17 protein-coding genes and 1 pseudogene are annotated in these 26,331 nt (G+C 34.4%); all 18 read left to right on the forward strand.

The window, feature by feature from the left end:
• The first annotated feature begins 787 nt into the window (after positions 1-787).
• A complete protein-coding gene (locus H344_RS0114715; protein WP_026811003.1) occupies positions 788-2,095 on the forward strand; it encodes a nucleotide sugar dehydrogenase in 1,308 nt (435 codons plus the stop codon).
• Positions 2,096-2,142: 47 nt separating this feature from the next.
• Positions 2,143-2,532 (forward strand): annotated as a pseudogene (locus H344_RS22165) (GxxExxY protein).
• An 81-nt stretch (positions 2,533-2,613) separates the two neighbouring features.
• Entirely contained in the window at positions 2,614-3,612 is a 999-nt protein-coding gene (locus tag H344_RS0114720; protein WP_026811004.1) for an SDR family oxidoreductase, read from the forward strand.
• A 1,002-nt stretch (positions 3,613-4,614) separates the two neighbouring features.
• On the forward strand, positions 4,615-6,111 hold the full coding sequence (locus H344_RS0114730) for an oligosaccharide flippase family protein (protein WP_026811005.1): 1,497 nt from the start codon (positions 4,615-4,617) through the stop codon (positions 6,109-6,111).
• On the forward strand, positions 6,108-6,746 hold the full coding sequence (locus H344_RS22365) for an acyltransferase (protein ID WP_051254351.1): 639 nt from the start codon (positions 6,108-6,110) through the stop codon (positions 6,744-6,746). Before H344_RS0114730 ends, H344_RS22365 begins: the two co-directional genes overlap by 4 nt.
• Before the next feature lie 162 nt (positions 6,747-6,908).
• Entirely contained in the window at positions 6,909-8,144 is a 1,236-nt protein-coding gene (locus H344_RS0114740) for an EpsG family protein (protein ID WP_169514978.1), read from the forward strand.
• Positions 8,141-9,247, forward strand: a complete 1,107-nt coding sequence (locus H344_RS0114745; RefSeq protein ID WP_026811007.1) for a glycosyltransferase family protein — start codon at positions 8,141-8,143, stop codon at positions 9,245-9,247. The genes H344_RS0114740 and H344_RS0114745 overlap by 4 nt, the downstream gene beginning before the upstream one ends.
• Before the next feature lie 275 nt (positions 9,248-9,522).
• Positions 9,523-10,701, forward strand: coding sequence for a glycosyltransferase (locus tag H344_RS0114750; RefSeq protein ID WP_026811008.1), 1,179 nt, complete (start codon positions 9,523-9,525; stop codon positions 10,699-10,701).
• A 173-nt stretch (positions 10,702-10,874) separates the two neighbouring features.
• Positions 10,875-11,978, forward strand: coding sequence for a glycosyltransferase (locus tag H344_RS0114755; protein WP_026811009.1), 1,104 nt, complete (start codon positions 10,875-10,877; stop codon positions 11,976-11,978).
• A 202-nt stretch (positions 11,979-12,180) separates the two neighbouring features.
• Positions 12,181-13,350, forward strand: coding sequence for a glycosyltransferase family 4 protein (locus tag H344_RS0114760; RefSeq protein ID WP_026811010.1), 1,170 nt, complete (start codon positions 12,181-12,183; stop codon positions 13,348-13,350).
• A complete protein-coding gene (locus H344_RS0114765) occupies positions 13,347-13,970 on the forward strand; it encodes a NeuD/PglB/VioB family sugar acetyltransferase (protein ID WP_051254352.1) in 624 nt (207 codons plus the stop codon). The genes H344_RS0114760 and H344_RS0114765 overlap by 4 nt, the downstream gene beginning before the upstream one ends.
• Positions 13,971-14,160: 190 nt before the next feature.
• Positions 14,161-15,306 carry a LegC family aminotransferase gene (locus tag H344_RS0114770; RefSeq protein WP_026811012.1) on the forward strand — a complete coding sequence of 382 codons (1,146 nt, stop codon included), beginning with the start codon at positions 14,161-14,163 and terminating at the stop codon, positions 15,304-15,306.
• Between the two features lie 180 nt (positions 15,307-15,486).
• On the forward strand, positions 15,487-16,698 hold the full coding sequence (locus tag H344_RS0114775) for a polysaccharide biosynthesis protein (protein ID WP_026811013.1): 1,212 nt from the start codon (positions 15,487-15,489) through the stop codon (positions 16,696-16,698).
• Positions 16,699-17,290: 592 nt separating this feature from the next.
• On the forward strand, positions 17,291-17,710 hold the full coding sequence (locus H344_RS0114780; RefSeq protein ID WP_026811014.1) for a four helix bundle protein: 420 nt from the start codon (positions 17,291-17,293) through the stop codon (positions 17,708-17,710).
• A 377-nt stretch (positions 17,711-18,087) separates the two neighbouring features.
• Positions 18,088-18,759, forward strand: coding sequence for a sugar transferase (locus H344_RS0114785; RefSeq protein WP_026811015.1), 672 nt, complete (start codon positions 18,088-18,090; stop codon positions 18,757-18,759).
• A 65-nt stretch (positions 18,760-18,824) separates the two neighbouring features.
• Complete coding sequence (gene wecB, locus H344_RS0114790) at positions 18,825-19,931, forward strand: non-hydrolyzing UDP-N-acetylglucosamine 2-epimerase (RefSeq protein WP_026811016.1); 1,107 nt, start codon at positions 18,825-18,827, stop codon at positions 19,929-19,931.
• A 1,092-nt stretch (positions 19,932-21,023) separates the two neighbouring features.
• Positions 21,024-21,791: a polysaccharide biosynthesis/export family protein gene (locus H344_RS0114795; RefSeq protein ID WP_026811017.1), complete on the forward strand. Its 768-nt coding sequence runs from the start codon at positions 21,024-21,026 to the stop codon at positions 21,789-21,791.
• A gap of 3 nt (positions 21,792-21,794) precedes the next feature.
• Complete coding sequence (locus H344_RS20455) at positions 21,795-24,170, forward strand: GumC family protein (protein ID WP_051254353.1); 2,376 nt, start codon at positions 21,795-21,797, stop codon at positions 24,168-24,170.
• Positions 24,171-26,331: the final 2,161 nt, after the last annotated feature.

A 26,331-nucleotide genomic window follows, 5' to 3' on the forward strand; every position in this document is an offset into this window, starting at 1 on the left:
TACTATTCTTTTAAATAGTTTACTAATAGCATCTTCTTTATTTTTGATTTTGTGATAAGTGGTCTTTTCAGGCTCGATCACACAAAAATCTAAAGTGCATTTACTTACATCCACTCCGACAAAAATACTTTTCATAACTTTGTTTTGCTTTTATAGAAAGAGATGTTTTCATCATTAACTCGACTCCTTGATAATGGGCTTAAAATCCCGAATTTCTATTAGAGATTATTGATGAAAGTCTGAACTTAGGTCTAAATCGAACTATGAATTTTTTAAATTCTGAGTGACTATAGTGTACCTAAGTTCAGCTCTCTTTTTTACGGTTAAACTTGATATAAATATACCTATACAAGTCTAAAGGAGTGGTTTTATGGAGCATAGCGGAATAAAATTGTATCGAGAAGTCCAAATCAAACAAATTGTTACATTGAAACACCATTTCCAAATTAACACATTAACAAATTCTCAAATTGAACACATTGTTACATTAGACCATTTCGGTCATAATTTCAATTAAATAAGTTTCATTAACTATGTTAAAAGCCTTACATTTGCCGATTCAATTTCCTGAAAATAGATGTAATTACTGTGAACCAACAATGGGACTCACAGCGGCGGAGCCGTGGAAGGACTTAGAAAGAATGCACAGCAACAATAAGCCTAACACCCTGATTCACATACGGTAATAAGTATTGCTCAAGAAAGTTATACAGAGCATTTAAAAATATAATTCTAATCGCAACTAGTAAACATTAATACACCATAACGCACAAATTCCTTTAATATTATGAACACAGAAAAAAAAATAGCCGTTATAGGCCTAGGTTATGTAGGTCTACCCCTAGCCCGATTACTAGCTACAAAATATCCTGTAGTAGGATTCGATATCAACGCCCCTAGAGTGGCTGCCCTTAATGGCGGACATGATAGTACCTTAGAAGTTGAGGACGATATACTACAGTCTGTGTTAGTAAAAGAAAATCCAATTAAAGGATCAAATGAAGGTGCAGGCGTAACTGGTTTATTCTGCTCGGCAAATTTGGAAGATATTGCGGATTGCAACTATTATATAGTAACGGTACCAACTCCTGTTGATAAAAACAATCGTCCAGACCTTACCCCTTTATACAAAAGTAGCGAAAGCGTTGCCAAGGTGTTAAAGAAGGACGATATCGTAATCTACGAATCCACCGTATTCCCAGGAGCTACAGAAGATGAATGTGTGCCGGTGTTGGAAAAGCATAGCGGACTTAAATTTAATGAGGATTTCTTTGTAGGCTACTCTCCAGAGCGTATTAATCCGGGAGATAAGGAGCATACCGTAGAAAAAATATTAAAGGTTACTGCTGGTTCTACGCCAGAAACCGGACAAAAAGTAAATGAGCTTTATAAATCGGTAATCATTGCCGGAACGCATTTGGCGCCGACCATAAAAGTAGCGGAAGCTGCTAAGGTGATAGAAAACTCACAGCGTGATATCAACATTGCCTTTGTAAACGAACTAGCGAAAATATTCAACATCATGGATATTGATACGCAAGCGGTTTTAGAAGCAGCGGGCACCAAGTGGAATTTCCTTCCTTTTAAACCAGGATTGGTGGGCGGACACTGTATTGGTGTAGATCCGTATTACTTGGCGCAAAAAGCTCAGGAAATGGGTTACCACCCAGAAATTATCTTGGCAGGAAGGCGTATGAACGACTCTATGGGACCGTATGTAGCCTCAGAAGTAATTAAATTAATGTTGCAAAACGAAATTAAAATAAAGAGTTCCAAAATATTAATTTTAGGAATCACCTTTAAAGAAAACTGTCCAGACGTAAGGAATACCAAGGTGGTAGATGTAATTAAAGAATTGCAGTCCTACAGTACCGAGGTAACCATTTATGATCCTTTCGCTACTCCATCAGAAGTAATGCACGAGTACGGCCTTACCACTACTCAAGAAATTCCAAATGATAAGTTCGATGCTATCATTCTAGCCGTAGCACATAATGAATTCCTGGACATGGATCTAGATGTTTTAAAAGCAGACAATGCCGTGGTTTATGATGTGAAGGGTATCCTAGGGGATAATGCGAATAGAAAATTGTAAATAAAATGCGAATTAATGCGAAGTCCTGCGAATTAGGCGATTAGAAAATGACAGACATCATCTTCAAGGGGGAGAGCTATTACATCATCGGTGCATGTATGAGAGTACATACCGAGTTGGGTGCTGGATTTCTTGAAGCTGTTTAGCAGGAAGCATTAGAGAAAGAATTTAGAAGTAGTAATATCCCATTCGAAAGACAGACGAAGCTATCTATATACTATAAAGAAGAGAAGCTTAAAAAGTACTATATAGCCGATTTCCTGTGTTTCGATAAGATAATAGTGTAATTAAAAGTAGCCCAGTACTTAAACACCGCCGTACAGGCGCAACTAAAAAATTATTTGGTTGCTACAAATTCAAGATTAGGTATAGTAGTTAATTTCGGGAAGAGTTCCTTGGAATACCAACGTATCTTAAATTCCAAAGCTGCCCTTTAATTCTCATATCACACAATTCGCATAAACAGATATTCGCATTAATTCGCCCAATTCGAAAAATTTGCATAAAACATAAACCAAATGAATACTGAACAATTCAAGAAGTTAGCTAACAAAAAGGTATTAATCACCGGCGGAGCTGGCTTCATCGGTAGTAACCTCTGCGAAGCCCTACTCTCCCTCGACGCTAAAGTAACCTGTTTGGATAATTTTGCTACGGGTCATCGCCATAATATAGCGCCGTTTTTAAACAATGAGAACTTCACGCTAATAGAAGGAGATATTCGGGATTTGGATACCTGCCACAAGGCGTGTGAGGGCCAAGATTTTGTATTGCACCAGGCAGCTTTAGGATCTGTTCCACGTTCTATTAATGATCCAATTACGACTAACGACGTAAATGTAGGCGGTTTTTTAAATATGTTGGTAGCGGCTAGGGATGCAGGCGTACAACGTTTTGTATATGCGGCCAGCTCCTCTACCTATGGAGACCATGAAGCATTACCGAAAGTAGAAGAAACTATTGGAAAACCTTTGTCTCCTTATGCTATCACCAAATATGTGAATGAGTTATACGCAGACAACTTTTTTAGCACCTACGGTTTAAATTCTATTGGATTACGTTACTTCAATGTCTTTGGAAGGCGACAAGACCCCAATGGCGCTTATGCCGCGGTTATTCCCTTGTTTGTAAAGCAATATATGAAGCACGAAAGTCCTGTAATTAATGGGGACGGTACCTATTCGCGCGACTTCACCTACATAGACAATGTAGTTCAAATGAATCTACGTGCCATAACCACCGAAAATAAGGATGCCCTAAACCAGGTGTATAATACGGCGGTTGGTGACAGAACTAATCTAGTACAGTTAACCGACTTACTAAAAAAGTATTTGAGTGCTTTTGACTCTAAAATAGCAAAAGTAGAAATTAAACACGGCCCAAACCGTAAAGGGGACATCCCCCACTCTTTGGCTTCTGTAGATAAAGCAAAGCGACTATTAAACTATGAACCAAGCCATACTATTGATAAAGGGATTGAAGAAGCGGTAGAGTGGTACTGGGAAAATTTGAAATAACAAAGTCATTAACTCGTCCGTACTATCAGGTTAAGAATTAAGGATTTTTATTATGAAATAAACGTATAAAAATATTGATAAAATGAAAAGTATAATATAATTAGTTTATGTAATATAGCCTTTTTGGCATATCTTATACTTGCAGCTAGGACTTATTCACCAGTTTTAATAGTAATCAAAACAGAATTCAAGGCTGATAGACATTGATATCCATTTCTACTTAAAACTGTAGCAACAGAATGGAACTTCTTGCCGTTTAAATCAGGATTAGTGGGTGGGTAATTTATAGGTCTGGATTTATATCACTTGGCCCAAAAATATGATTACCATTCTGAGATTATTATAGCAGGACGTCGTTTAAACGACTCTTTGTGATTCTTCGTGCCTTTAATATGTGGAAAAGCGCATGATTATTAAAAGTGTTAGTGTTTTCAAAGCTGAGGTATTAACGCTAGGAAATACCTTCAATAAAAATTGGCCTGATTTGCATAATACACAAATAGTAGATGTCGTTACAGCTTTAAAAGGTTACAACTTCAGAGTGAACATAAATGACTTTTGGGATAATTCTAAAAATTAAAAAGAGAATACGGCATTTAATTGAGCGTCGAATTACCAAAAAAAAGATTTAATCTTGTCGCTCATTCTGTGACGGATAGAATTTCTACCATTAGAATTGGCTAAAATTAACAGTAGAAGGTGATTGTTTGTAATGTGAAAGGGATTTTGAGTGCGGATGATCGTAATTAGTTTACTTCATTTAAAAATTACAAACTTTCCTATAAAAGTTTTCTTTGTGGTGCAAAAAAAAATCAAAAATTAACTGATTTCTATTGATTTTTTATGATTCAATAGTTAGAAATCAATATTTAAATAATAAAGATCTCAGAGAATATTTTAACAGCCTTAATTATTCCTGAAATCAGTAATGCTGAGTAAAACTAAAACTTTAGAATTTTTTCTGCATTACTAAATGTGATGAGAAAAATCTATACTGTGTAGATGACAAGTATGTCGAACAACACTAATAATACCATTCAAACCTTTTGGGTTTTAATAGGAAGCTTATCAGCTTTTGCTTTTAGTCTTTTGAGTTCCATGATATTAAGCCGGTATTTTGATAAGGCTGATTATGGAACATATAAACAAGTAATGTATGTGTATGGATCGCTTTTGGTTGTCTTTACTTTAGGGTTGCCAAGGGCATATTCTTATTTTTTACCACGTATTCCTATAAATGAAGCCAAAAGTGTTATTAAAAAAATAAACCTAGTACTTCTCGTTTCAGGTTTACTTATGAGCGCTATGCTCTTTATAGGAGCCGAAGCAATAGCTTCAGTACTTAAAAATAAGGATTTGGCTAGTCCGTTAAAATACTTTTCGCTAGTCCCTTTATTTATGCTGCCTACAATGGGCTTGGAGGGGATTCTCGCTACCTTTAAAAAAACTAAGTTCTTGGCGTTTTATAATGTTACTACGAGAATTTTAATGTTGGCATGCGTTACATTGCCAGTTATTATTTTTAATGGAGACGTGAGTTTTGCAATAATAGGATTCACAATCGCTAGCTTTATCAGTTTTATCTTTGCTTTGATTTTAAAAAACTTACCAGTTAAAAATGAAGCAAGCGACAATACATGTCTAGATTATAAAGAAATTTTTGCCTACGCTATACCTATAATGTTTGCAGGTATTTGGGGAATTGCAATAAAATCAGCTGATCAATTTTTTATTAGTAGATATTTTGGTCAGGAAGTTTTTGCCGACTTCGCAAATGGATCCCTTGAATTGCCTTTTGTAAGTATGATAATTTCAGCTGCTTCTATTGTATTAGCACCTATTTATTCAAAAAAGGCATTTGAAAACACACATAATTCAAAGAAAGAAATTTTGAATTTATGGCGTAATGTATTCGAAAAAACTATTAAACTTATTTATCCATTAGTTGTTTTCTTTTTCTGCTTTGCTGATGTTATAATGGTTATTTTATATGGAGACAGATATGAAACTTCAGGCCAATATTTTCAAATAAAATTAATAGTTAATTTCTTTACACTTATAGCTTACGGTCCGCTTTTGCTTTCAGTAGGTGGAAATAAATATTATTTTAAGGTCCACATGTATGGTGCTATCATTCTTATAGGATTGGAATACCTTTCAGTAAAATTTATAAATTCTCCTCTCGCCGTTGTTTGGGTATCTGTTCTATGCCAAATTGGTCGTATAATGGCCATGCTTTTATTCGTTTCGAAATACATAGAGATTAAACTTATAAATCTGTTTCCATTAAAATTAATGGCCAATCTTTTGATACCTGCTTTTATAATTCTATATGGGCTACGATATCTATTTACTGAATATCTTATATTAAATAATTTACTATTAATAGGTTTGGCATTGATCTTCTATATTTTGCTTTTTTCTTGTTGGGTTTATTTTAGAAAGATTGATTATCACACTATTATTAAACCTCTACTTTCTAAATTATTAAACCGATGAAAATAATAAAAACTATAATAGGTGTATTTATTCCTTTTCTAAGTGAATACAAATGTTTTTCAAAAGCGAAACTACAGGCAAGCTATGTTGAGTTTTTAAAATTTAAAATTGGTGTTTCTAAAATTTATTGGCCAGTACACAAAACTTGTACCGTAGCAAATGTTAATAAAATATATACTGGCGTTAATTGCTTAATTGGACGACCAGGGGCATATCTTCAAGGTGCAGGAGAATTATATATTGGGAATTACGTGCAAATAGCTCCTAATGTAGGAATCTTAACAGCAAACCATGATTTATATGATCAAAGAGTTTCGAATATCAATAAAGTTATTATTGGTGAATACTCTTGGGTAGGAATGAATAGTGTAATACTGCCTGGCGTGAGTTTAGGAACAAGAACAATAGTTGCTGCAGGAAGTATTGTAACCAAAAGTTTCCCTGATGGCTTTTGTGTTATTGGTGGTAATCCTGCAAAGGTTATTAAACAATTAGATAAAGTTCAGTTTATGCCTTGGAAAGATGAAGTGGAATTTTATGGTTATATACCCAAGGAGGTATTTGAGAGAAATTATCCAGAAAGAGTAAGAAAGTTAGAGAATGAATTGAACCAACTGAATAATAAAGTTTTATAACAACAATTATTATTGAGAAATAGATTCACTTTTCATTATTGTTCATTTCCATATGCTTGTCTCTTCTTAAATTGTCATTATTAAGATGAATAATAAACAAAATATAGATCAATTTCATGAATTAAAAATAGCTAAGGACAATAATAAATGAAGTTTGAGAATATGAGACGAAAATGGCAGAAGGAAGATCAAATCGACAAAGGAATTAAAGTGATTTTATTTTTAATTTCCCCTTTTATTGCATCCTTATACTCGTTAGGTTCCATCAAAACCAAATCGTCCTATGTGATTTTCTTTTTGTTTGCCCTATTTTTCGGCATGTCTTTTACTGTTCCATCAGGCAAGACAGAAAGTAATAGTTATGACGGTGCTAGTTATAGAGAAAAACTTGATAGGTATTATTACTACGGTGATAATCTATATTATACTAGGTTAAAGGAATATATTGAATTCAAAGAAGGACATAAAGACATTTATTTTGATACTATTGCATTTATTACAACAAAAATAACAGACAACTACCATGTAATGTTCATGATTTTTGCAATTATATTCGCATATTTTGCGTTAAAGTCATTACAATTTTTAACTACAGAAGCAAAGTTTGTAACTTCATATACTTGTTTGATTTTAGCAACTATATTTTTAGATAATCAAATATTCAACATAAATGGAGTTCGATTTTGGACAGCCACGTGGGTAGGAGTGTATTCAATATTTCAAATATATAGAAATAATAATAAAACCTATATTTTTTTAGCATTTTGCACACCATTTATTCATGGCTCATTTTGGATTTTCATTTTTGTGTTAATTATATCATTTTTTAATAAAAGTAATAATAGAACTTGGATTATTTTATTTTATACAAGCTTTCTAATTTCCTTAGTATCAATAGAATTAGTAAGATTCTCAACAGATTTCTTGCCAGATTTTCTAAAAAAAATGGCTGAAACATACACCGATGAAGATTATGTTATTGAATTAAAGGGTAGAAGTAATGCTTATTTCTATATTTCTCAACTTTTCTCATATGCGACTAAAATATACATTAATGTGATGGTGTTTTTATTTATTAAGAATAAGAACTTAATCTCTAATAATGAAAAAACAGCTAAGTTGTTTTCCTTTCTATTGGTTTGGATGACTTTTGTAAATTTTGTTGCTCCTATACCATCATTAGGGGGAAGGTTTTTTACATTAGGATTCCCAATCATAGCTTATATATGGCTTATAAATTTTAAGGGGGTTAAATACAAAAAATTCTTATATATGATGCCTTTTGTATTTGCACATAAAATTTATTTACTTATAATATTATATAGTGGAGTTTTAAGTGTTGATTTTTATATTTCAAGTCCATTTTACCTAATCTACAAACATCTTATTGTTTCATGACACCTTTAAAAATAGTTATTGTATCAAAAAATTGTTATCCAGCTCTCGGGCCTAGAGCACATCGTACCACAGAATTGGCAAAAGAATTAGCCAAAATGGGACATAACGTAATAGTGTATGCTCTACTAGGTGACTTTAATTATGAGAGTTATAGTAAAGCAACCGGAATAACTTTTAAAAATTTAGGAATTTCAAGAGGTGGGGTTACGGATAATCTAGGATATTATAATCGTTCTTTTATAGCTAAAGTTTTAAGAAGATTATTTTCTAAAGCCTTAGAGTTCCCTAGTATTGAGTTGATACCTATGGTGAAGAAAGCTTTAATGCAAGAAAAAGAAATAGACTATTTAATAACTATTGCTCAACCCCATACAATCCATTGGGGTGCAGCAATGTATGTGAAAAATACTAAAGTCAAATTCTGGGTAGCTGATTGTGGGGATCCATTCATGAAAAACCAATTTAATAAACCCCCATTCTACTTTGAGAATTTTGAAAAACATTGGGGGAAGCTCTGCAACTATATCACAATCCCAATCGCGGAAGCAAAAGAAGCCTATTACTCAGAATTTAGAAAAAAAATAAAAGTAATACCACAAGGTTTTCAATTTGATAATTTAAACATAGCTGATTTCTCACCTAATTCTATTCCTACTTTCGCGTTTTCCGGAATAGTTTATAAAGATTTTAGGGATCCGAGCTCTTTTTTGAATTATTTAACTACGCTGAAATTAGATTTCAAATTTATAATATATACTAATCAAGAAAGCTTTTATGATGAGTATAGTTCAAAGTTAGGTGAAAAACTTGAACTTAGAAGTTATGTGCCTCGCAATAAACTACTCTTCGAATTATCGAAAATGGACTTTTTAATAAACATAATGAATAAATCATCCTTTCAGCAACCCAGTAAATTAATAGATTATTCAATGACTAATCGTCCTATTTTAGAAATCACCTCTAAGTTTTATGAAAAAGAACAATTTGAGCAATTTATATCTGGGGATTACAAAAATCAGATGAGAATTAAAAACTTACAAAAATATAATATTGTAAACGTAGCTAACGATTTTATCAATCTTTATAATAATGATTACCCATAAGAATCAGGTACTCCCTTGAAATGAAATTTTCAAATGATTATTGACAATAGATAACTCAGGTTTGTCCATTTAATGAATAAGCTTGTAACTATCCATAGAGTAAGCCTTTTCTTAGGGACTAAAGGTTATGCTTCAACACTACATTTCAATTATCTAGGAGTAAACTTGCGGTTAATTACTTTATTAATAAAATAATTCCATTTATTTAGAATCTATTTACTTTCCAATTCAGCTTTTAAAAGTGCAACCCTAATTTAATCTTTAAAATGTAAAAAATGAAAATTGCAATAATTTTCAATGGCAACGTGAATAATCAAAAAGGAATATTCAACAATGTCATAGAAAGAATAAATCAATTGAAAACACGGAATGACGATCTACAAATTGATGTCTTTTTAATTCAATATCAATATAGTTGGTTGTTTAAAAAACTAAAGAAAATAAATGTCACATTTGAAGACACTTCGATAGTGAATAATATCGAGGTTAAAAATTTGTGGGTCAAATTAACTCTAGTTGAATATTTAATAACACACCGCTTAAAACTACAAGATGTTGCATGCAAACGCCAACTTAAAAAATACGTATCATTATTCAGTGATTTTGACATTCTTTCGGTTCACGGACTACTTGATTTACATTTAGCTACGTTGGTGAAAAATAAATATGGAACGCCATTTGTTATGACTTGGCATGGTTCGGATATTAATGTTTATCCATTTAATAATAAAAAAACATTTAAATCCGTGAAGTTCTTTTTGCAAAATGCTGATTTTAATTTTTTCGTTAGTAAGCAACTTCAAAAAGTATCTGATAGGATAAAAAAAACCGACAATAAATCACATTTATATTCTGGGCCGTCTAAAAATTTTCAAAAACCTTCATTACAACAAAAGAAAAGATTAAAAGAGAATATAGGTATAAACAGTGATAAACTCATAGGTTTTATCGGCAATATGAAACCGATTAAAAACGTAATGGCATTGCCTGGAATTTTCAAAAATATTCAAGATAAAATTTACGGTATTGGAATCATAATTGTAGGTGATGGTCCATTGCTCGATTCTTTTAAAAAAGAAATTATTAAACAACGAGTACAAAATGTTATTTTTACCGGAAAAATTGAACCAAAAGGAATTCCAGAGATTATCGGTGCTTTGGATGTTTTAATTTTACCTAGCTTTAATGAAGGAATGCCTATGGTTGTACTTGAAGCAATACAATCAGGAGTGCACGTGGTTGGTTCAAATGTTGGAGGAATACCTGAATCAATCGGATTTGAAAATTGTTTCAATTTAAATGATGATTTTGAAATCAATGTTTCTAATAGGGTCATAGATATAATTCAGAAAAACGAGCCACCTAGCAAATTATCTAGCGAATTTTCTTGGGATTCCACAGTTCAGAAAGAAATAGCGATATATAAGAACATCATTTCAAATTATAAAACTTAAAAGTAGTTTTATAGATAAATTTTTAAGTCATTTTTAAGAGTATTATTAATATAGCCTTTTTATATCATTATAATATCACCATAAATAGTTTGTGACTATGTGTAACTTAGAATTTATATTTTAACATGACTCTATGAACTTCGAATATACTGCATTAATCGATATCTAATAATATGAAATTAGTTTACATAGTTGGCTTCCCCATTGAGGGGAATTCTGGAAAAAATAAAGCAACTAGTGAGAAAGCAAGAGTTTTGAAAAATAAGCTAGGAAAAGATAACTTTATCTTCTTAAGTCCAAAATCGTCTAAAAGTATATTCTCAAAGATTAAAAACTTGTTGTTCTTTGATTTTAAAGTATTTTTTAAATTTTTATTTTTAAGTAAAGAACATTTTGTTGTCCAAAGAGTCTTGTTTTTACCTCTTACAAGCCTCATATTATATTTAAAAGGTATAAAGGTAATTACCGAATTTCATGCTGATTTTAAGGATGAAATTCCATATTTGAACAAAAGCCGTATACAGGTTTTTATTTTAAAAGCTATAGTCCCCTTTTTTAACTTAAATTATAGGTTAAGTAATGGAATTATTTACAATCACCCTATACTAAAGGAAAAATTTGATCATGTTTATAAAAAACCATCAATATTCTCATATAATGGTGCAAATTATAAAGAGTTCTACCCGACAAATAAAGAATTAGCTAAGAAAGAATTAGGAATAGGCTCTCAAGATATGGTCTTTTTATTTTTAGGGTCAGTTTCACAATGGCATGGAGTAGATTATTTAATAGAAATTTTTAACCAGGAAATCATAAGAAAGAGTTCTAATATATTTCTTTATATAGTAGGTGCTAAAGAAAGCACTTATTCAAATGAGCTGAAATTAAAATCCTACAATAATAATATAAAGTTTATTAAACCTGTAACAACCGACATTGCTAGAAAATATATAAATGCAAGTGAATATTGTTTGTTACCTGTAAAGCAGTTACGTATTAGTCCAGGTAGTCCACTAAAACTTTATGATTACATAGCGTGTGGCAGGCCAGTTATAGCGCAATCTAATTTAAGGGGTTACTCAGATGAAGTTGAAGATTATAATCTCGGTTATACAGTCGATTTTACAAATGCTATTGAAAGTGCACATACTATTAAAAATATCTCTTTAATAGAAAGGAATTTTGAATTAAATAATCGGAAAATGGCAATAGAAACTTTAAGCTGGGAGAAAAGGATTCAAACATGGATTGATTTTTTAAACAGTTTAAGTAATTAGTTATTTAAGTATCACTTAATTTACCTATTCCTATATACAAAAAAGTAATTAATTGGTTAGAAATAATTAATCTACACTTGAAATAATAGAGTTAGCGAAAAAGCTTTTTGTTTAGCTTTTAAAAAACAATGGTCAAGCAATAATCAAGTGAGTAGATTATATTACCACCTCACCTAAAAAGACTAATCTATCTTTAATATACATGTCTAAAAATAAATTAATCCGCATCACCACCATTCCCTTTTCTCTAGAAAAACTCTTAAAGGGGCAGTTGGCATACATGCAGAATCATTTTCATGTCACCGCAGTTTCTTCAGAGAAAGATAACTTAGAAGTCTTCGGAAAAGAAGAAGGCGTGGCCACTTACCATATTGAAATGACACGGCAGATCACTCCTTGGGCAGATTTAAAGGCTGTCTATAAACTTTATAAATTCATTAAGAAGGAGAGACCTACAGTTGTACATTCTCACACCCCAAAAGCGGGAATTGTTGGGATGATGGCGGCATGGTTAGCTAAAGTTCCACACAGATTACATACGGTAGGTGGCCTACCGCTTATGGAAGCTACAGGCAACAAAAGAAAATTGTTAGATTATGTGGAAAAAACCACATACAATTTCGCTACAAAAGTATATCCCAACTCTAAAGGGCTTTATGATTTTATAGTCGCTGAGAATCTTACTAAGCCAAAAAAGCTTAAAATAATTGGTCAAGGCAGTACCAATGGTATTAACACCCATTTATTTGATCCAGCTCTCTTTACAGCATCAAGATATACCCTTCGTAAAGAACTAAATATTCCACCTAATAGTTTTGTATTTGTATTTGTAGGCCGGGTAGTAGGAGATAAAGGTATAAATGAATTAGTAGAAGCTTTTGGTAACATTCATAAAAAAACTAATAGAACAGGGGGCAATGATCCAAAACTTTTATTAGTTGGATTTTTAGAAACGGAGCTAGATCCTCTAAAACCTGAAACGCTGCATGCTATTGAAAACAATCCAAATATAATCTCTGTGGGATATCAAAAAGATGTTCGTCCCTACTTTGCCGCTGCAGATGCTTTAGCTTTTCCTAGCTACAGAGAAGGTTTTCCCAATGTGGTAATGCAAGCTGGAGCAATGGGACTTCCTGCCATTGTTTCTAATATTAATGGGTGTAATGAAATAATAGATGAAGGGCAAAATGGATTAATCATAAAAGTTAAAGACACAACCACTTTAGAGCAAGCTATGACAGAGCTCTTGACAAACTCTAGCCTTTACCAAAAATTAAAATCCAATGCTAGGGAGATGATCACTTCCCGTTTTTCACAGGAGGAGGTATGGAAAGCCCTATTGGAAGAATATAATCTTTTACTAAAAAAGTGAAAATTCAAAAATACATCAGTTTTATTGGCTATTCTGGTCATGCTTATGTTTGCATTGAAACTGCGCAGCTTTTAGGGTATACCGTAACTGGCTATCATGACTTTCAAGAGCTTGAACATAATCCATATAACTTGCGCTTTTTAGGTCCCGAAGAACAATTTGAGCAACATGACGGATTGCTATTCGTAAGTATTGGCGATAACTATATTAGGGAAAAGGTATATAATACTATATCTGCTATAAAAAAGGGGATGTTTGTTTCCCTCCTACATCCATCCGTGATTCTATCCAAAACAGCTACTATAGACACTAATGTTCTTATTTCCGCAGGGGCAATTGTAAATGCTCTTAGTTATATAGAAACAGGTGTTATCATTAATACAGGTGCTATTGTAGAGCATGAGTGTACTATTAAAGCTTTTGCACATATTGCACCTAGAGCAACTTTAGCAGGAAACGTAACCGTTGGTAAAAGAAGTTTTATAGGTGCAGGTGCAGTAGTTAAACAAGGTATTACTATTGGTAATGACGTGGTTGTAGGAGCCGGAGCAGTAGTTATTAAAGATGTTCCTGATAATCTTACTGTGGTGGGTAACCCCGCAAAGAGACTAATAAAATAAGAGATTCAAGAATTCAAAGATTTAAATAAAAATCTTCGATTTTTATGATTCAAATATTGAAGCACTAATAATTGAAGCTAGAATACCAATTTATAGATTAGCTAATCATTGAATGATTGAATCCTTGAATTAAAAGAAATCATTGAATTCTTGAATTAATAATTTTTTTTGAATAAATAAACAACGAATAATGATACCCTTATCAACCCCTAAACTAGAAGGCAACGAATGGAAATACGTAAAAGATTGCCTGGATACGGGCTGGATTTCCTCTGCCGGTAGTTACGTTACCCAGTTTGAAGAAATGGTAGCCGAATATGCTGGCGCTAAATACGGAGTAGCCTGTATGAATGGTACCGTAGGCTTGCATATTTCACAAATCTTATTAGGTGTTACCGCAGACGATCACGTTATTGCACCCAACATCACCTTTATAGCTACTTTAAACGCCATTAAATATACGGGGGCTACTCCTATTCTAATAGATGTGGATCCAAACAATTGGCAAATGGATTTGGACCTCTTGGAAGAATACCTACATGAGCATACCACACTAAAAGAAACCGATGCAGGCCAGTTCAGCTTTGATAATCGTACTAACAAGCGTGTCCGTGCTATTATGCCTGTACACGTCTTGGGTAATATAGGGGACATGGACCGATTAATGGCTATAGCTAACACCTACCATTTAGAGGTTATTGAAGATACAACTGAGGCTTTAGGATCCACCTTTAATGATAAGCATGCTGGTACCTTTGGAAAATTGGGGGTGTTTAGTTTTAATGGGAATAAAATTATTTCTACTGGTGGCGGTGGTGTAATCGTTACTGATGATGAGGAATTGGCAAAAAAAGCAAAGCATTTAACCACCCAGGCCAAAGTTAGTGCTATGGATTATATTCACGATGAAATTGGATATAATTATCGCTTGGTGAATGTGTTAGCAGCTATTGGTGTTGCACAAATGGAACAGTTTCCTGCCATTTTAGATAACAAAAGAACCATGGATGCTTTTTATCGGGAACAACTTAATGGAGTTGGTGATATTAAGTTCCAGGAAATCCCTGAAGGAACAAATCCCAATGGTTGGTTATTTACGTTTAGCACTTCTCGGATGCGCGAACTATTAGATTACCTAAATGCTAATGGTGTACAATCTCGTCCGTTTTGGATGCCTATGAATCAGTTGGACATGTTTAAAGACGAATTCTATTTCAATAAAACTGATGTTTCTGCCTCTGTATATGATAGCAGTATCAGTATTCCAAGTTCAGCGGGCATAACTCAAGAACAAATGGAAACGGTTGTAGCTACCATTAAAGCTTTTTATAAGTAAAATCTCCGATTTTACTATTCAATGATTCAATAAAATTCTTCGATTTTTTTATTCAAAGATTTAAATGGTTCATTAAATCTTTGAATCCTTGAATCCTTGAATCCTTGAATCATTGAATCATTGAATAACCAAAGTATTGAATCTTTGAATCTTCAAATAATAACCCTTTAATAAAAACATATGAAACTCATAGATATACCTCATTTCATAAACACCTACATCACTAAAAGATCAAAAAGTCTTTTCCAAAGTGATATTGAAAATAATAAAGCACTGCTAAACGAGAAAATAGCGGGAAAATCCGTATTGGTTATTGGTGGCGCTGGGACAATCGGTTCCTCCTATATTCGTGCAATTTTAAAGTTTAAGCCAGGTAAATTGTATGTGGTAGATACTAATGAGAATGGTCTTACAGAACTCACACGTCAGTTAAGATCGGATGCTAATATGTTTGTTCCTGACGATTTTAGAACCTACCCAATGAATTTTGGGGATCCGGTATTTAAGAAAATGTTTTTGGCGGAAGGTCCGTTTCATATTGTTGCCAACTTTGCTGCACATAAACATGTGCGTAGTGAAAAGGACAAATATTCCATTGAAGCAATGATAGACAACAACGTTTTCAAAGCCAAGGAATTTTTGGATTTATTGGTAGACAATAAACCCGAACATTTTTTCTGTGTATCTACGGACAAGGCAGCCAACCCCGTTAATGTAATGGGGGCTAGTAAAAAACTGATGGAAGAGGTAATCATGGCCTACAGTAAAGACCTACAGATAACCACAGCCCGTTTCGCCAACGTGGCATTCTCAAATGGTTCTCTTTTAGCTGGTTATATTGAGCGTTTGTTCCAAAATCAGCCTATCTCCTGCCCTTCCGATGTGCAACGCTTTTTTGTCTCCCCTGAAGAAAGTGGACAGATTTGTATGTTAGCCTGTATGCTAGGGAATTCTGGAGAAATATTTTTCCCAAAATTAGCCGCTGAAGAAATGGCTTATTTTAAAGATATTACGATTGACTTTTTCAAGGCATCTAATCGACCTATTGTAGAATGCAAATCTGAGGAGGAAGCCAAACAAAAAGCCTTAACATCAAAAGAAGGGGATCTATATCCAGTTTATTTCTTCGATACTGACACTTCTGGCGAGAAATTATACGAAGAATTCTATACGGAGAAAGATGTAGTAGATCAAGAAACTTATACCAGCTTAGGGGTCATTAAAAATGCTCGTAAATTATCTCAAGAAGAAATCACAGCTACAATTGAGCAATTAAAATCCCTAATGGATTCTGGGAACTACGACAAAACAGCTATTGTTGACCTACTTAAAAAGCATATCCCAGATTTTGAACATATTGAGACTGGGAAGAGTTTAGATCAGAAGATGTAATGAAGTTGGTGGTTGCCGGAATGATGAATAGAATGATTAAACAGGGTCTATAGATTGTATAAAAAAGGTTTGCATGATTCAAAGATTTAAGAATTCAATAAAAATCAAAGATTTTTACTATTCAAATATTGATTTGGGTAGTCGTGGGTCATTGGGGGCCAATTGGAGCTATAGTGTTGAATCTATTTAAATTCAAAGATTGATGGATTCAAGAATTCAAAGATTCTCTAAAAATCAGGGATAGAAGGATTCAAAGATTCGCTAAAAATCAGAGATTTTTATAATTCAAATATTGATTTAGGTAGTCGTGGGTCATTGGGGGCCAATTGGAACTAAATTACTTAAAATCAAAGATTTTAAGTAATACACATGATCAAACCGAACGATGAATACCCAATTATTGAACTACTAATATTAGAAGCTACGTGACAAATCAAATTATAAACTAATCATTAAATCGTTGAATTATTGAATCATTGAATTAAAAGTAACCTTTAAATCGTTGAATTATTGAATTAAAGCTTCCTTGAATCAAAACAGAATCCTTGAATAAGCAACGCTTGAATCATTGAATTTTTGAATTAACCTCATCATGTCTAAAATAAACAGTTTCGAAGACCTTAACGTATGGAAGTTAAGTCGTCAGTTAAATATTGAAATGTTTAAGATACTTGCTGGTAAAGACAATAACGAATATGGCTTTTTAATTAACCACCTATACAAAACCAGTGGAAGCATCATGGATAATATAGCTGAAGGGTTTGAACGAGGGGGAAACAAAGAGTTTATAAACTTTCTTTCGTATTCAAAAGGCAGTGCAGGAGAACTAAGGTCTCAACTTTACAGGGCTTTAGATGTAGAAATTATAGATCAATCAGATTTCGAGAAATTACATGCCTTAACAATTGACATTTCAAAACAATTGAGTTTGTTTAGGAATTACTTGAAGAACTCCACTTATAAAGGTTCAAAATTTAAAGAGCCACCAATGGACTATGGAAATCAAGGTTAGCTGAATGATGAAAGTGAAATGTCTAATTTAGTTGGTACGGATTTTAGATCTGAAGATTCAAATAATGTGGGATTCAAAGATTCAAGAATTCAATAAAAATCAGAGATTTTTATAATTCAAAGATTGAATGAATCGGTATTCGATCATCTAATATAAATTGAAGCTAAAAAATTAAAATCAAAAATTTTAATTGAGAATCATCAAGTTCATGAGTAATTAAAAAAACATTTAATTATTGAACTAGTAATAATAGAAACTAGAACATTATGGATAAATAAACTAATTATTAAATTTTTGAATTATTGAATTAAAAAAGAATCATTGAATTAAAAATCATACAATTACTAACCATTAAACAAAATTAATTAAACAAACACATGTACAAATTATTTAAAAGGCTGTGTGATATTCTGGCATCAGGAATAGCACTATTAATTTTAGCACCCTTATTAATTCCCATTATGATTGGTCTAAAACTTACTGGCGAGGGATATATTTGGTATAAGCAGGAACGCGTGGGATATAAAAATAAACGATTTCTAATCTGGAAGTTTGCTACCATGCTTAAAGACAGTCCAAATATGGCTGGAGGCATTATGACCACTAAAAAAGATCCTAGAATAACCACAATGGGAGGTTTTTTAAGAAAAAGTAAAATTAATGAACTCCCACAATTAATCAATATTTTTAAAGGCGATATGAGTGTTGTAGGACCACGACCCGTAATGCCCAAGAGTTTTGAAGCCTATCCTCCTGAAATTCAAGATGTAATTTATAATGTAAAACCTGGGCTAACTGGAATTGGTTCCATTATCTTTAGAGATGAAGAATCATTAATTACGCAAGTAAAGGAAAAAGGAGAAGACACTTGGGAATTCTATAAGAACACCATTTATCCTTTTAAAGGAGAAGTTGAGCTATGGTATCAGGCCAATGAATCTTTTATTACCGATATAAAAATAATCTTAACTACCGCTTGGGTAATCCTTAAACCAGAAAGTCCGTTAGTCTACATGTGGTTTAAGGGAATTCCAAAACGTCCGTTTTAAATAGTTATATTTGGTGACGGTGTAATACATTTAAATAAACTTATTAGCTCAGATATAATTACAATATGTTAAAAATTACAATCATTGCGGGAGCACGACCAAATTTTGTAAAGATTGCCCCTATTATAAAATCGATAGAAGAGAAATCAGCCAATGGAAATGCCATAGATTATCGTTTGGTACATACTGGACAGCACTATGATAAAAAAATGTCTGGTAGTTTCTTTGAGCAGCTAGGTATTCCAGAACCCCATGCTAATCTAGCATCTGGTGGTGGCACTCAAGCTGAGCAAACCGCCAATATCATGGTGCGGTTTGAACAAGAATTACTAGAAAACCCTTGTGATGTAGTTTTAGTAGTTGGTGATGTTACCTCTACTATGGCTTGTAGTATCACTGCCAAAAAATTGAATATTCAGGTTGTCCACGTGGAAGCTGGCATTAGATCTTATGATCTCTCCATGCCAGAAGAAATTAACCGTATGGTAACCGACTCCATTACAGATCACTTCTATACTACCACAGAAATCGCCAATGAAAACCTTAAAAAAACTGGAGTTTCAGAAGATCGTATCCATTTGGTAGGGAATACCATGATTGATACACTAATAGCCAATATGGACAAATTAATTGATCCACAATTGGATATTGACGGATTAACCGATGGAAATTATTTTATGCTTACCCTCCACCGGCCCGCCAATGTAGATCAAGAACAGCATTTAAAAAATATGATGGACGCCATATTAGATGGTACAGGTAACCATCCCATTGTCTTCCCAGTACATCCACGTACAGCAAAGACGCTTCAACAATTGGGTATTGTAGATCCGAGGTTACATTATATTGAGCCCCTCTCCTATTTGGAATTCAATCATTTAGTAAAAAATGCCAAGGCGGTGATAACAGATTCTGGTGGTATCACAGAAGAAACAACGGTAATGGGTATTCCCTGCCTGACTTTACGTGACAATACAGAAAGACCAGAGACCATCACCTTAGGAACCAATGAATTGGTAGGAACGGATCCCACTAAGCTTGCCCCCTACCTAGCCAAAATACTAAAAGGAGAATGGAAAAAAGGCGGTACTATTCCTTTCTGGGATGGCAAAACCTCAGAACGTATTGTAAAATCCATATTGGAAATTTATGGGGATAGGAAGGTCCAGTAGTCAGTAAACGGTAATCAGTGATTAGTTTGTCCATTCATATATATGATTCTCATGATATACACCACTGGTGAAAATATAGGATGATATAACTTTTCCTACAATTATCAATACTAATTCTCTTTAATTATTTAAATCAAAAGAATTCGATCTATTTTAATATACGATAAAAACCAAGTGATTTCATAACGGGTGGAGGAAGGTTTACTTGCCGTAGGAGGTTTACATGCCGGAGGCATGCGTAGTCTATCATATTTTAAACTAACAAGTTCCCATCTTTTTAGTTTGAACATGCCTATTGGAGAAAGATTAATTTTCAAGACGGTGGCTGAGCGTAGTCGAAGCCACATTCAATGTAAAAGTTCTCCTAACTTTAAGCATACCTCCCGTTAGATATGTTAATCTACTGGTGGCTGAGTTTACCTGCCGAAGGTAGGTTTACATGCCGGAAGCATGCGTAGTCGAAGTCACTTTAAAGTAGAAACTTAACAATTATCTTTGGTGCAACTTGGAGATCACCTATTATTAGGGAAGTGGTTTTGCGAACAAAGTTGAGCAAAATTGTATTGAGAAGCAGGGTTGTCAGCCTTGAAAAGGAGATATTAACACACCGAGGTTCTCGATACAAAATTCCTTCGGTCGTCATTTCGAGTGGTTTTATGGAGCGTAGCGCAATAAAATTGTATCGAGAACCAGGTGTGGAAGGCCGCCACTCAAGGGATTTATACTAAAATAAAAGCGCTCCCAACAAAGGTTCTCGATACTAAATGGCTATCGCCCGTCACTTCGAGCCTGCCTGTCGGTAGGTAGGTTAACCTACCGGAGGAGGTTTACATGCCGAATGCAGACGTAGTCGATCATATTTAATAAATAATCTAACAACCCATCACGTAATTTTGAACATGCCTACTGGAGAAAGGTTAACTTTCTAGACGGTGGCTGAGTGTAGTCGAAGCCAAATTCACTATGAAACTTAAACTAATAACCCCACCAAACCCGAACCCCATTCCCCTAAATCTATCAAAAAGAATTGTAACATCCCGACGAAACACTTAATTTTGCCGATTAAGTAGATTTACCTTTAATTAAACACTAATGAAAAAAAGCATAACACTATTGGGACTTTTAGTCCTAATGCTACAGTCTTGCGCCACCAAAAAGGAAATCCTTTATTTCCAGGATGCTAATACCCTTGGGCCACAAAACATCACCTACGAGACTCCAAAAATTCAGCCGAATGATATTTTGAGTATTACCGTAGGGGCGTTAATTCCAGAAACTGCTTTGCCTTATAACAAACAACAGCCTACCAATACAACAACTTCAACTAATATAGAGCTCTTAAAATTACAGGGATACTTGGTCTCCACCGAAGGAACTATGGTTTTTCCTGTCTTGGGTACGCTTGAAGTGGCTAATAAAACCACTGCCCAATTGGAAAAGGAATTGCAGCAAATGTTGGAAAATGGCGGTCACCTCATAAAACCTAGTGTAAGTGTACGCTTATTAAATGCAAAAGTTACGGTATTAGGAGAAGTACAACGCCCAGGAACTTATAGCTTTACCGAACAGCAGATAAGTCTCCCACAAGCCTTGGGATATGCGGGGGATCTTACCATTAATGGGAAGCGTAATGATGTTTTATTAATAAGGGAAGAAAACGGGATGCGTACAGTAACCAACATAGACCTTACGGAAACAGACTGGTTTAATAGTCCCTATTATTATATTAAACCGAACGACTTTATAGTAGTGAACCCCAATGCCCCAAAAGTAAAGAGTGCCGGATTTGTAGGCAATACCGGAACTTTAGTCTCGGTAGTATCCGTAATCTTATCTTCTATAATACTAATTACTCGCTAAACCATGAAAGAATCCCCATACCTAGTTGATGAATTTGAAGAGGAAGACTCCATTAACTTAAAAGAATATCTTTTTAAATACTTAAGTTATTGGCCCTGGTTTCTTGGTACGGTAGTGGTAGCGCTACTCATTGCCTTCCTTTACCTAAGATATACTACCCCTAGCTATCAATCTACTGCTAAGATAAGAATTATAGATGAATCTAAGGAAATGAACATCGCTACCGATGCCATGTCTCTCCTAAGTGGTAAGCCGCAAGTTAATCTAGATAATGAAATTGAGGTGCTAAAATCCTACCGACTTTTAAAACAGGTGGTAGAGGAATTACAATTAAATGTAAGTTATTTTGCTGTTGGTAACATCCAAACCAGACAAATTGCGGATGCCCCTTTTACTGTTAATATAGAAGGCTCCTTGGATAATATTAAATCATCGGAATATCAAATACAAGTTAGCGGTTCTACGGCCAAAGTAATAGACGCAAATGGTCTAAGTGTCTCCTTACTTTTACAAACTACTCCTGCTACAGACCCCTCGCTTCCTTTTAGTATTCAGCTTACAGAAAATAACCCTGGCAATAGTAACCAAGAGAAAAATTATAAGGTAGCCATTACTTCTGTAAAAAGTGCCACCATGCGGCTAATCAATAGCCTTCAGGTTAGTTCTACCAATAAGAACAGTGATATTTTATCCCTCTCCATGATTGGAGAAAGTGTGCCCCGCTCGGAGACCATCCTTAATACCATCATCGAGAAGTTTAACCAAGATGGCATTCTAGACCGGCAGCTAGTATCTAAACGTACCCTAGACTTTATTGATGACCGTTTTATCTTTCTTACTCAGGAGCTGGACTCTATTGAAGGGGATAAAAAATCCTTTAAACAACAGAACAACCTTTCATACATAGAGGCAGATGCAGGTATCACCCTGCAGAAGAAGTCGGCCACCGAGGAAGAGGCCTACAGACTGGAGACGCAAATTGCACTTTCCAAACTGCTTAAGGAAACCCTAGCACAAGAAGCTGCCTATAACCTCCTTCCCGCCGATATCGGCTTGGAGAACTCGGGCATCAATTCTTTGGTGAGCGAATATAACCAACTAGTATTAGAGCGCGATAAGATGGTAGCTAGTGCTGGGGAGAACAACCCTACCCTACTGGTCATTAACAGTCAATTACAACGCACCAAACAAAACGTATTACAGACCGTAACCGCTTATCAACAGCAGTTACAGGTTTCCATGGCACAATTGCGACAAGAGCAGCGGCTTACAGGATCTTCTTTTTCCCAACTTCCAGAAAAAGAACAATTGTTACGAGCCATAGAACGTCAGCAGAGTATTAAGGAAAATCTATTCTTATTGCTCTTGCAAAAAAGAGAGGAAGCGGCTATTAGTTTAGCGGTAACCGCTCCTTCACTTAAGGTGGTAGACTATGCACTAACCCCTAACATTCCAGTGGCACCTAAGAAAATGATCATCATGGCAGGTGCGCTGTTAATGGGATTATTATTACCTTTTGGTGTCTTGTACCTTCGTTTTACCTTAGACACTAAAATTGGCGATCGTTCTGATCTAGAACGTGCTAATCCTGAAATTCCTGTGTTAGCTGAAATCCCCTTCTTGGAAGATGACCAAAAAACCTTTATGGATGCCAATGACCGTTCCGTTTTGGCAGAATCTTTTAGGATCCTAAGCACCAATGTTAATTATATGCTTCCTAAAAAGGAAAAAGGAGATGGACAGGTCATCTATGTAACCTCTACTGTAAAAGACGAAGGAAAGTCCCTGGTAGCCTTTAACCTTTCCTTAGCTTTTGCAAGTATTGGAAAAAAGGTACTTATTGTTGGAGCAGATCTTAGAAACCCTAATATTCATCAGCATTTTAATCGCCCTAAGGAATCTCTAGGACTTTCAGATTACCTCTATGATCCGGAAATGGATTGGAAACAAATAATTTATAAGGGTTATAATAACATGGAATACCACAATGTATGTTTTAGTGGTAGTATCCCCCCTAACGCCCCGCAATTATTATCTGGTGATGGATTTGAGAAGTTTATCAACATCGTAAAACAGGAGTACGACTACGTTATTGTAGATACCGCTCCTACTATGTTGGTAACAGACACCCTTATAATTTCACAATACGCAGATCTAACATTGTATGTAACCCGTTCCGGATATACAGATAAACGTTTATTGGAATTCTCTAAAGACTTAAACAAATCCAAGAAACTTAAAAATATGGGGTACCTATTAAACGAAGTGGGTATTAAACGCCGTAGAGGTTATGGTTATACCTATAACTATGGTTACGGCTACGGCTACCATGAAGAGGGAGTAAAGAAAGCTCCCTGGTATATGCCTTGGAGGAAGTAGGGATGCAAAAACAAGCCCGTCATTTTTTAGGAAATGACGGGCTTGTTTTTGCATAGTATTGAGTAGCTAGTAGTGAGTATTTAGATTTGATTGGTACAAGCCTGGAATGTTTTATCAATTAACAGTGAACAATTAACAATGGGTTAGCATTACTAATGAGATCCTTTACTATTTTCCAGTTTTAAAGATCGGTGAACCCGAATTAGGGAGGTGTATAGTGGACAATATACAATTAGATATTCGAATTACTTGATAAGATTTAGGAATCGATTAATAGTAAAAAATGTCTGGTCGAGCCTGCCTATCGGTAGACAGGCGCAGTCGAGACCTCCTTAAAAACTGACAGCTAGTATGTATCAATTTTTGCCGTAGGTACCAGAAATAATATGCTACAGCGGAGCTTTCGCTAGTACATAATCATTAGTATTGAGGATAATTTAATTGACAGATAAAATAAAATCCTAGATAATTGAAAGTTCTCAAACATAAAATCTTAAAAAATCATCCCTTCCGACTTTTGTTCCCGAAAATAGGAGCAAAACCCACCTTCCCTTGCTAAGGGAAAGAGCTGTATTAATTCAGCAAAAAGTAACCAGATATCGATGATATTCCTCGATCGGGTAAAAAAAAGAATATACAAATCTATTTGAGTTTCTACCAGCTTTAGTTAAACTTAAATAAAAACTGTTATTAGTGGCGCCAGCCATATTCCAATACACTCTAAGGGAATAAACTAATGGCATTACTTTTAAGGGATATAGTGAAATGACATACAAAATCCCTGTTGGATTGTTTTCCTTATACGTAGAATAGGTTTCAAAAGCTCCGAGATTCAGCTTTTTTTTTCAAAAAAGCGCGGAGTTTTGAAACTGATTTTTAGATTTATTCTAAAAAATTCATAGGATAAGGTGTCTTTTCTTTTGGTTCGTTTTCTTTGGACAAGCAAAGAAAATGAACAAATATTACAAGCAAGGAAGAAGCGCCATAGAGTAGTTAATAAGCGCTTTTGTGAAATACAAACAAACTCAGGTTAGGCACACCGTACCTTCACTTTTCGGCCCTGTAGTAAATCAAGAAGTTTTCACATTGGATGATGGAAGGTTTACCTACCGGAGGTAGGCGACCTGGACACTGCGGCCGTGTAAAGTTCGTAGGACTATTTTCCTGTAAGGGGATAATTAGCTAGTTGGCCATCGCAACAGCTGGCTCCTCCAACCAAAGGTACTCAGTACCTTCGGTTCTCGGCCCTGGGCGATGCAAAAAACCGACGAAGGAGGTTCATGAATACCCATAAAAAACAAATAAAAACCAATGAACTAAATCGAAGATTCACGAAATCCGTTAAAAAATAAATAAAAACCACTTGAGTAAAATGAACAAATACACCAAGCAAAGAGGATTGTCTATAGGTTAGTTAATAGTGCCTTTATGGAGATCCAAACTCAGGTCTAAATGATAAGCTACAGCGGAGTTTACGCTAGTATTAAGTACAAAGTATTGAGTATTTAGATTTGATTGGTACCAACCTGTAATGCCCTAACAGTTAAAGACTATTTCTTGGTAGAATTATAAATCTAATTTTAGTATTTAGCTTCTCTCTCGGGCTCGCCCGAGAACATGTAGCGTAGCGTAATAGAATTGTATCGAGAACCAGGTGTGGAAGGCTGCCACTTAAGGGATTTAAACTAAAAGAAAAACGCTACAACCCAAGGTTCTCGATACTAAATGGCTATCGCCCGTCACTTCGAGTGATTTAAGGGAGAGAAGCGACCTTAAATTGTATCGAGAAGCACTCCTTTAGACTTGCATAAGTATATTTATATCAAGTTTAACCGTAAAAAAGAGAGCTGAACTTAGGTACACTATAGTCACTCAGAATTTAAAAAATTCATAGTTCGATTTAGACCTAAGTTCAGACTTTCATCAATAATCTCTAATAGAAATTCGGGATTTTAAGCCCATTATCAAGGAGTCGAGTTAATGATGAAAACATCTCTTTCTATAAAAGCAAAACAAAGTTATGAAAAGTATTTTTGTCGGAGTGGATGTAAGTAAATGCACTTTAGATTTTTGTGTGATCGAGCCTGAAAAGACCACTTATCACAAAATCAAAAATAAAGAAGATGCTATTAGTAAACTATTTAAAAGAATAGGAGAAATC

It is taken from the genome of Arenibacter latericius DSM 15913 (assembly GCF_000424985.1).
Taxonomy (GTDB): Bacteria; Bacteroidota; Bacteroidia; order Flavobacteriales; family Flavobacteriaceae; genus Arenibacter; species Arenibacter latericius.

What these genes read in the sequence shown, in the direction of transcription:
- H344_RS0114715 (WP_026811003.1), top strand. Translation starts at nt 788, where the DNA reads ATGAACACAGAAAAAAAAATAGCCGTTATAGGCCTAGGTTATGTAGGT.
- H344_RS0114720 (WP_026811004.1), top strand. Translation starts at nt 2,614, where the DNA reads ATGAATACTGAACAATTCAAGAAGTTAGCTAACAAAAAGGTATTAATC.
- H344_RS0114730 (WP_026811005.1), top strand. Translation starts at nt 4,615, where the DNA reads ATGACAAGTATGTCGAACAACACTAATAATACCATTCAAACCTTTTGG.
- H344_RS22365 (WP_051254351.1), top strand. Translation starts at nt 6,108, where the DNA reads ATGAAAATAATAAAAACTATAATAGGTGTATTTATTCCTTTTCTAAGT.
- H344_RS0114740 (WP_169514978.1), top strand. Translation starts at nt 6,909, where the DNA reads ATGAGACGAAAATGGCAGAAGGAAGATCAAATCGACAAAGGAATTAAA.
- H344_RS0114745 (WP_026811007.1), top strand. Translation starts at nt 8,141, where the DNA reads ATGACACCTTTAAAAATAGTTATTGTATCAAAAAATTGTTATCCAGCT.
- H344_RS0114750 (WP_026811008.1), top strand. Translation starts at nt 9,523, where the DNA reads ATGAAAATTGCAATAATTTTCAATGGCAACGTGAATAATCAAAAAGGA.
- H344_RS0114755 (WP_026811009.1), top strand. Translation starts at nt 10,875, where the DNA reads ATGAAATTAGTTTACATAGTTGGCTTCCCCATTGAGGGGAATTCTGGA.
- H344_RS0114760 (WP_026811010.1), top strand. Translation starts at nt 12,181, where the DNA reads ATGTCTAAAAATAAATTAATCCGCATCACCACCATTCCCTTTTCTCTA.
- H344_RS0114770 (WP_026811012.1), top strand. Translation starts at nt 14,161, where the DNA reads ATGATACCCTTATCAACCCCTAAACTAGAAGGCAACGAATGGAAATAC.
- H344_RS0114775 (WP_026811013.1), top strand. Translation starts at nt 15,487, where the DNA reads ATGAAACTCATAGATATACCTCATTTCATAAACACCTACATCACTAAA.
- H344_RS0114780 (WP_026811014.1), top strand. Translation starts at nt 17,291, where the DNA reads ATGTCTAAAATAAACAGTTTCGAAGACCTTAACGTATGGAAGTTAAGT.
- H344_RS0114785 (WP_026811015.1), top strand. Translation starts at nt 18,088, where the DNA reads ATGTACAAATTATTTAAAAGGCTGTGTGATATTCTGGCATCAGGAATA.
- wecB (WP_026811016.1), top strand. Translation starts at nt 18,825, where the DNA reads ATGTTAAAAATTACAATCATTGCGGGAGCACGACCAAATTTTGTAAAG.
- H344_RS0114795 (WP_026811017.1), top strand. Translation starts at nt 21,024, where the DNA reads ATGAAAAAAAGCATAACACTATTGGGACTTTTAGTCCTAATGCTACAG.
- H344_RS20455 (WP_051254353.1), top strand. Translation starts at nt 21,795, where the DNA reads ATGAAAGAATCCCCATACCTAGTTGATGAATTTGAAGAGGAAGACTCC.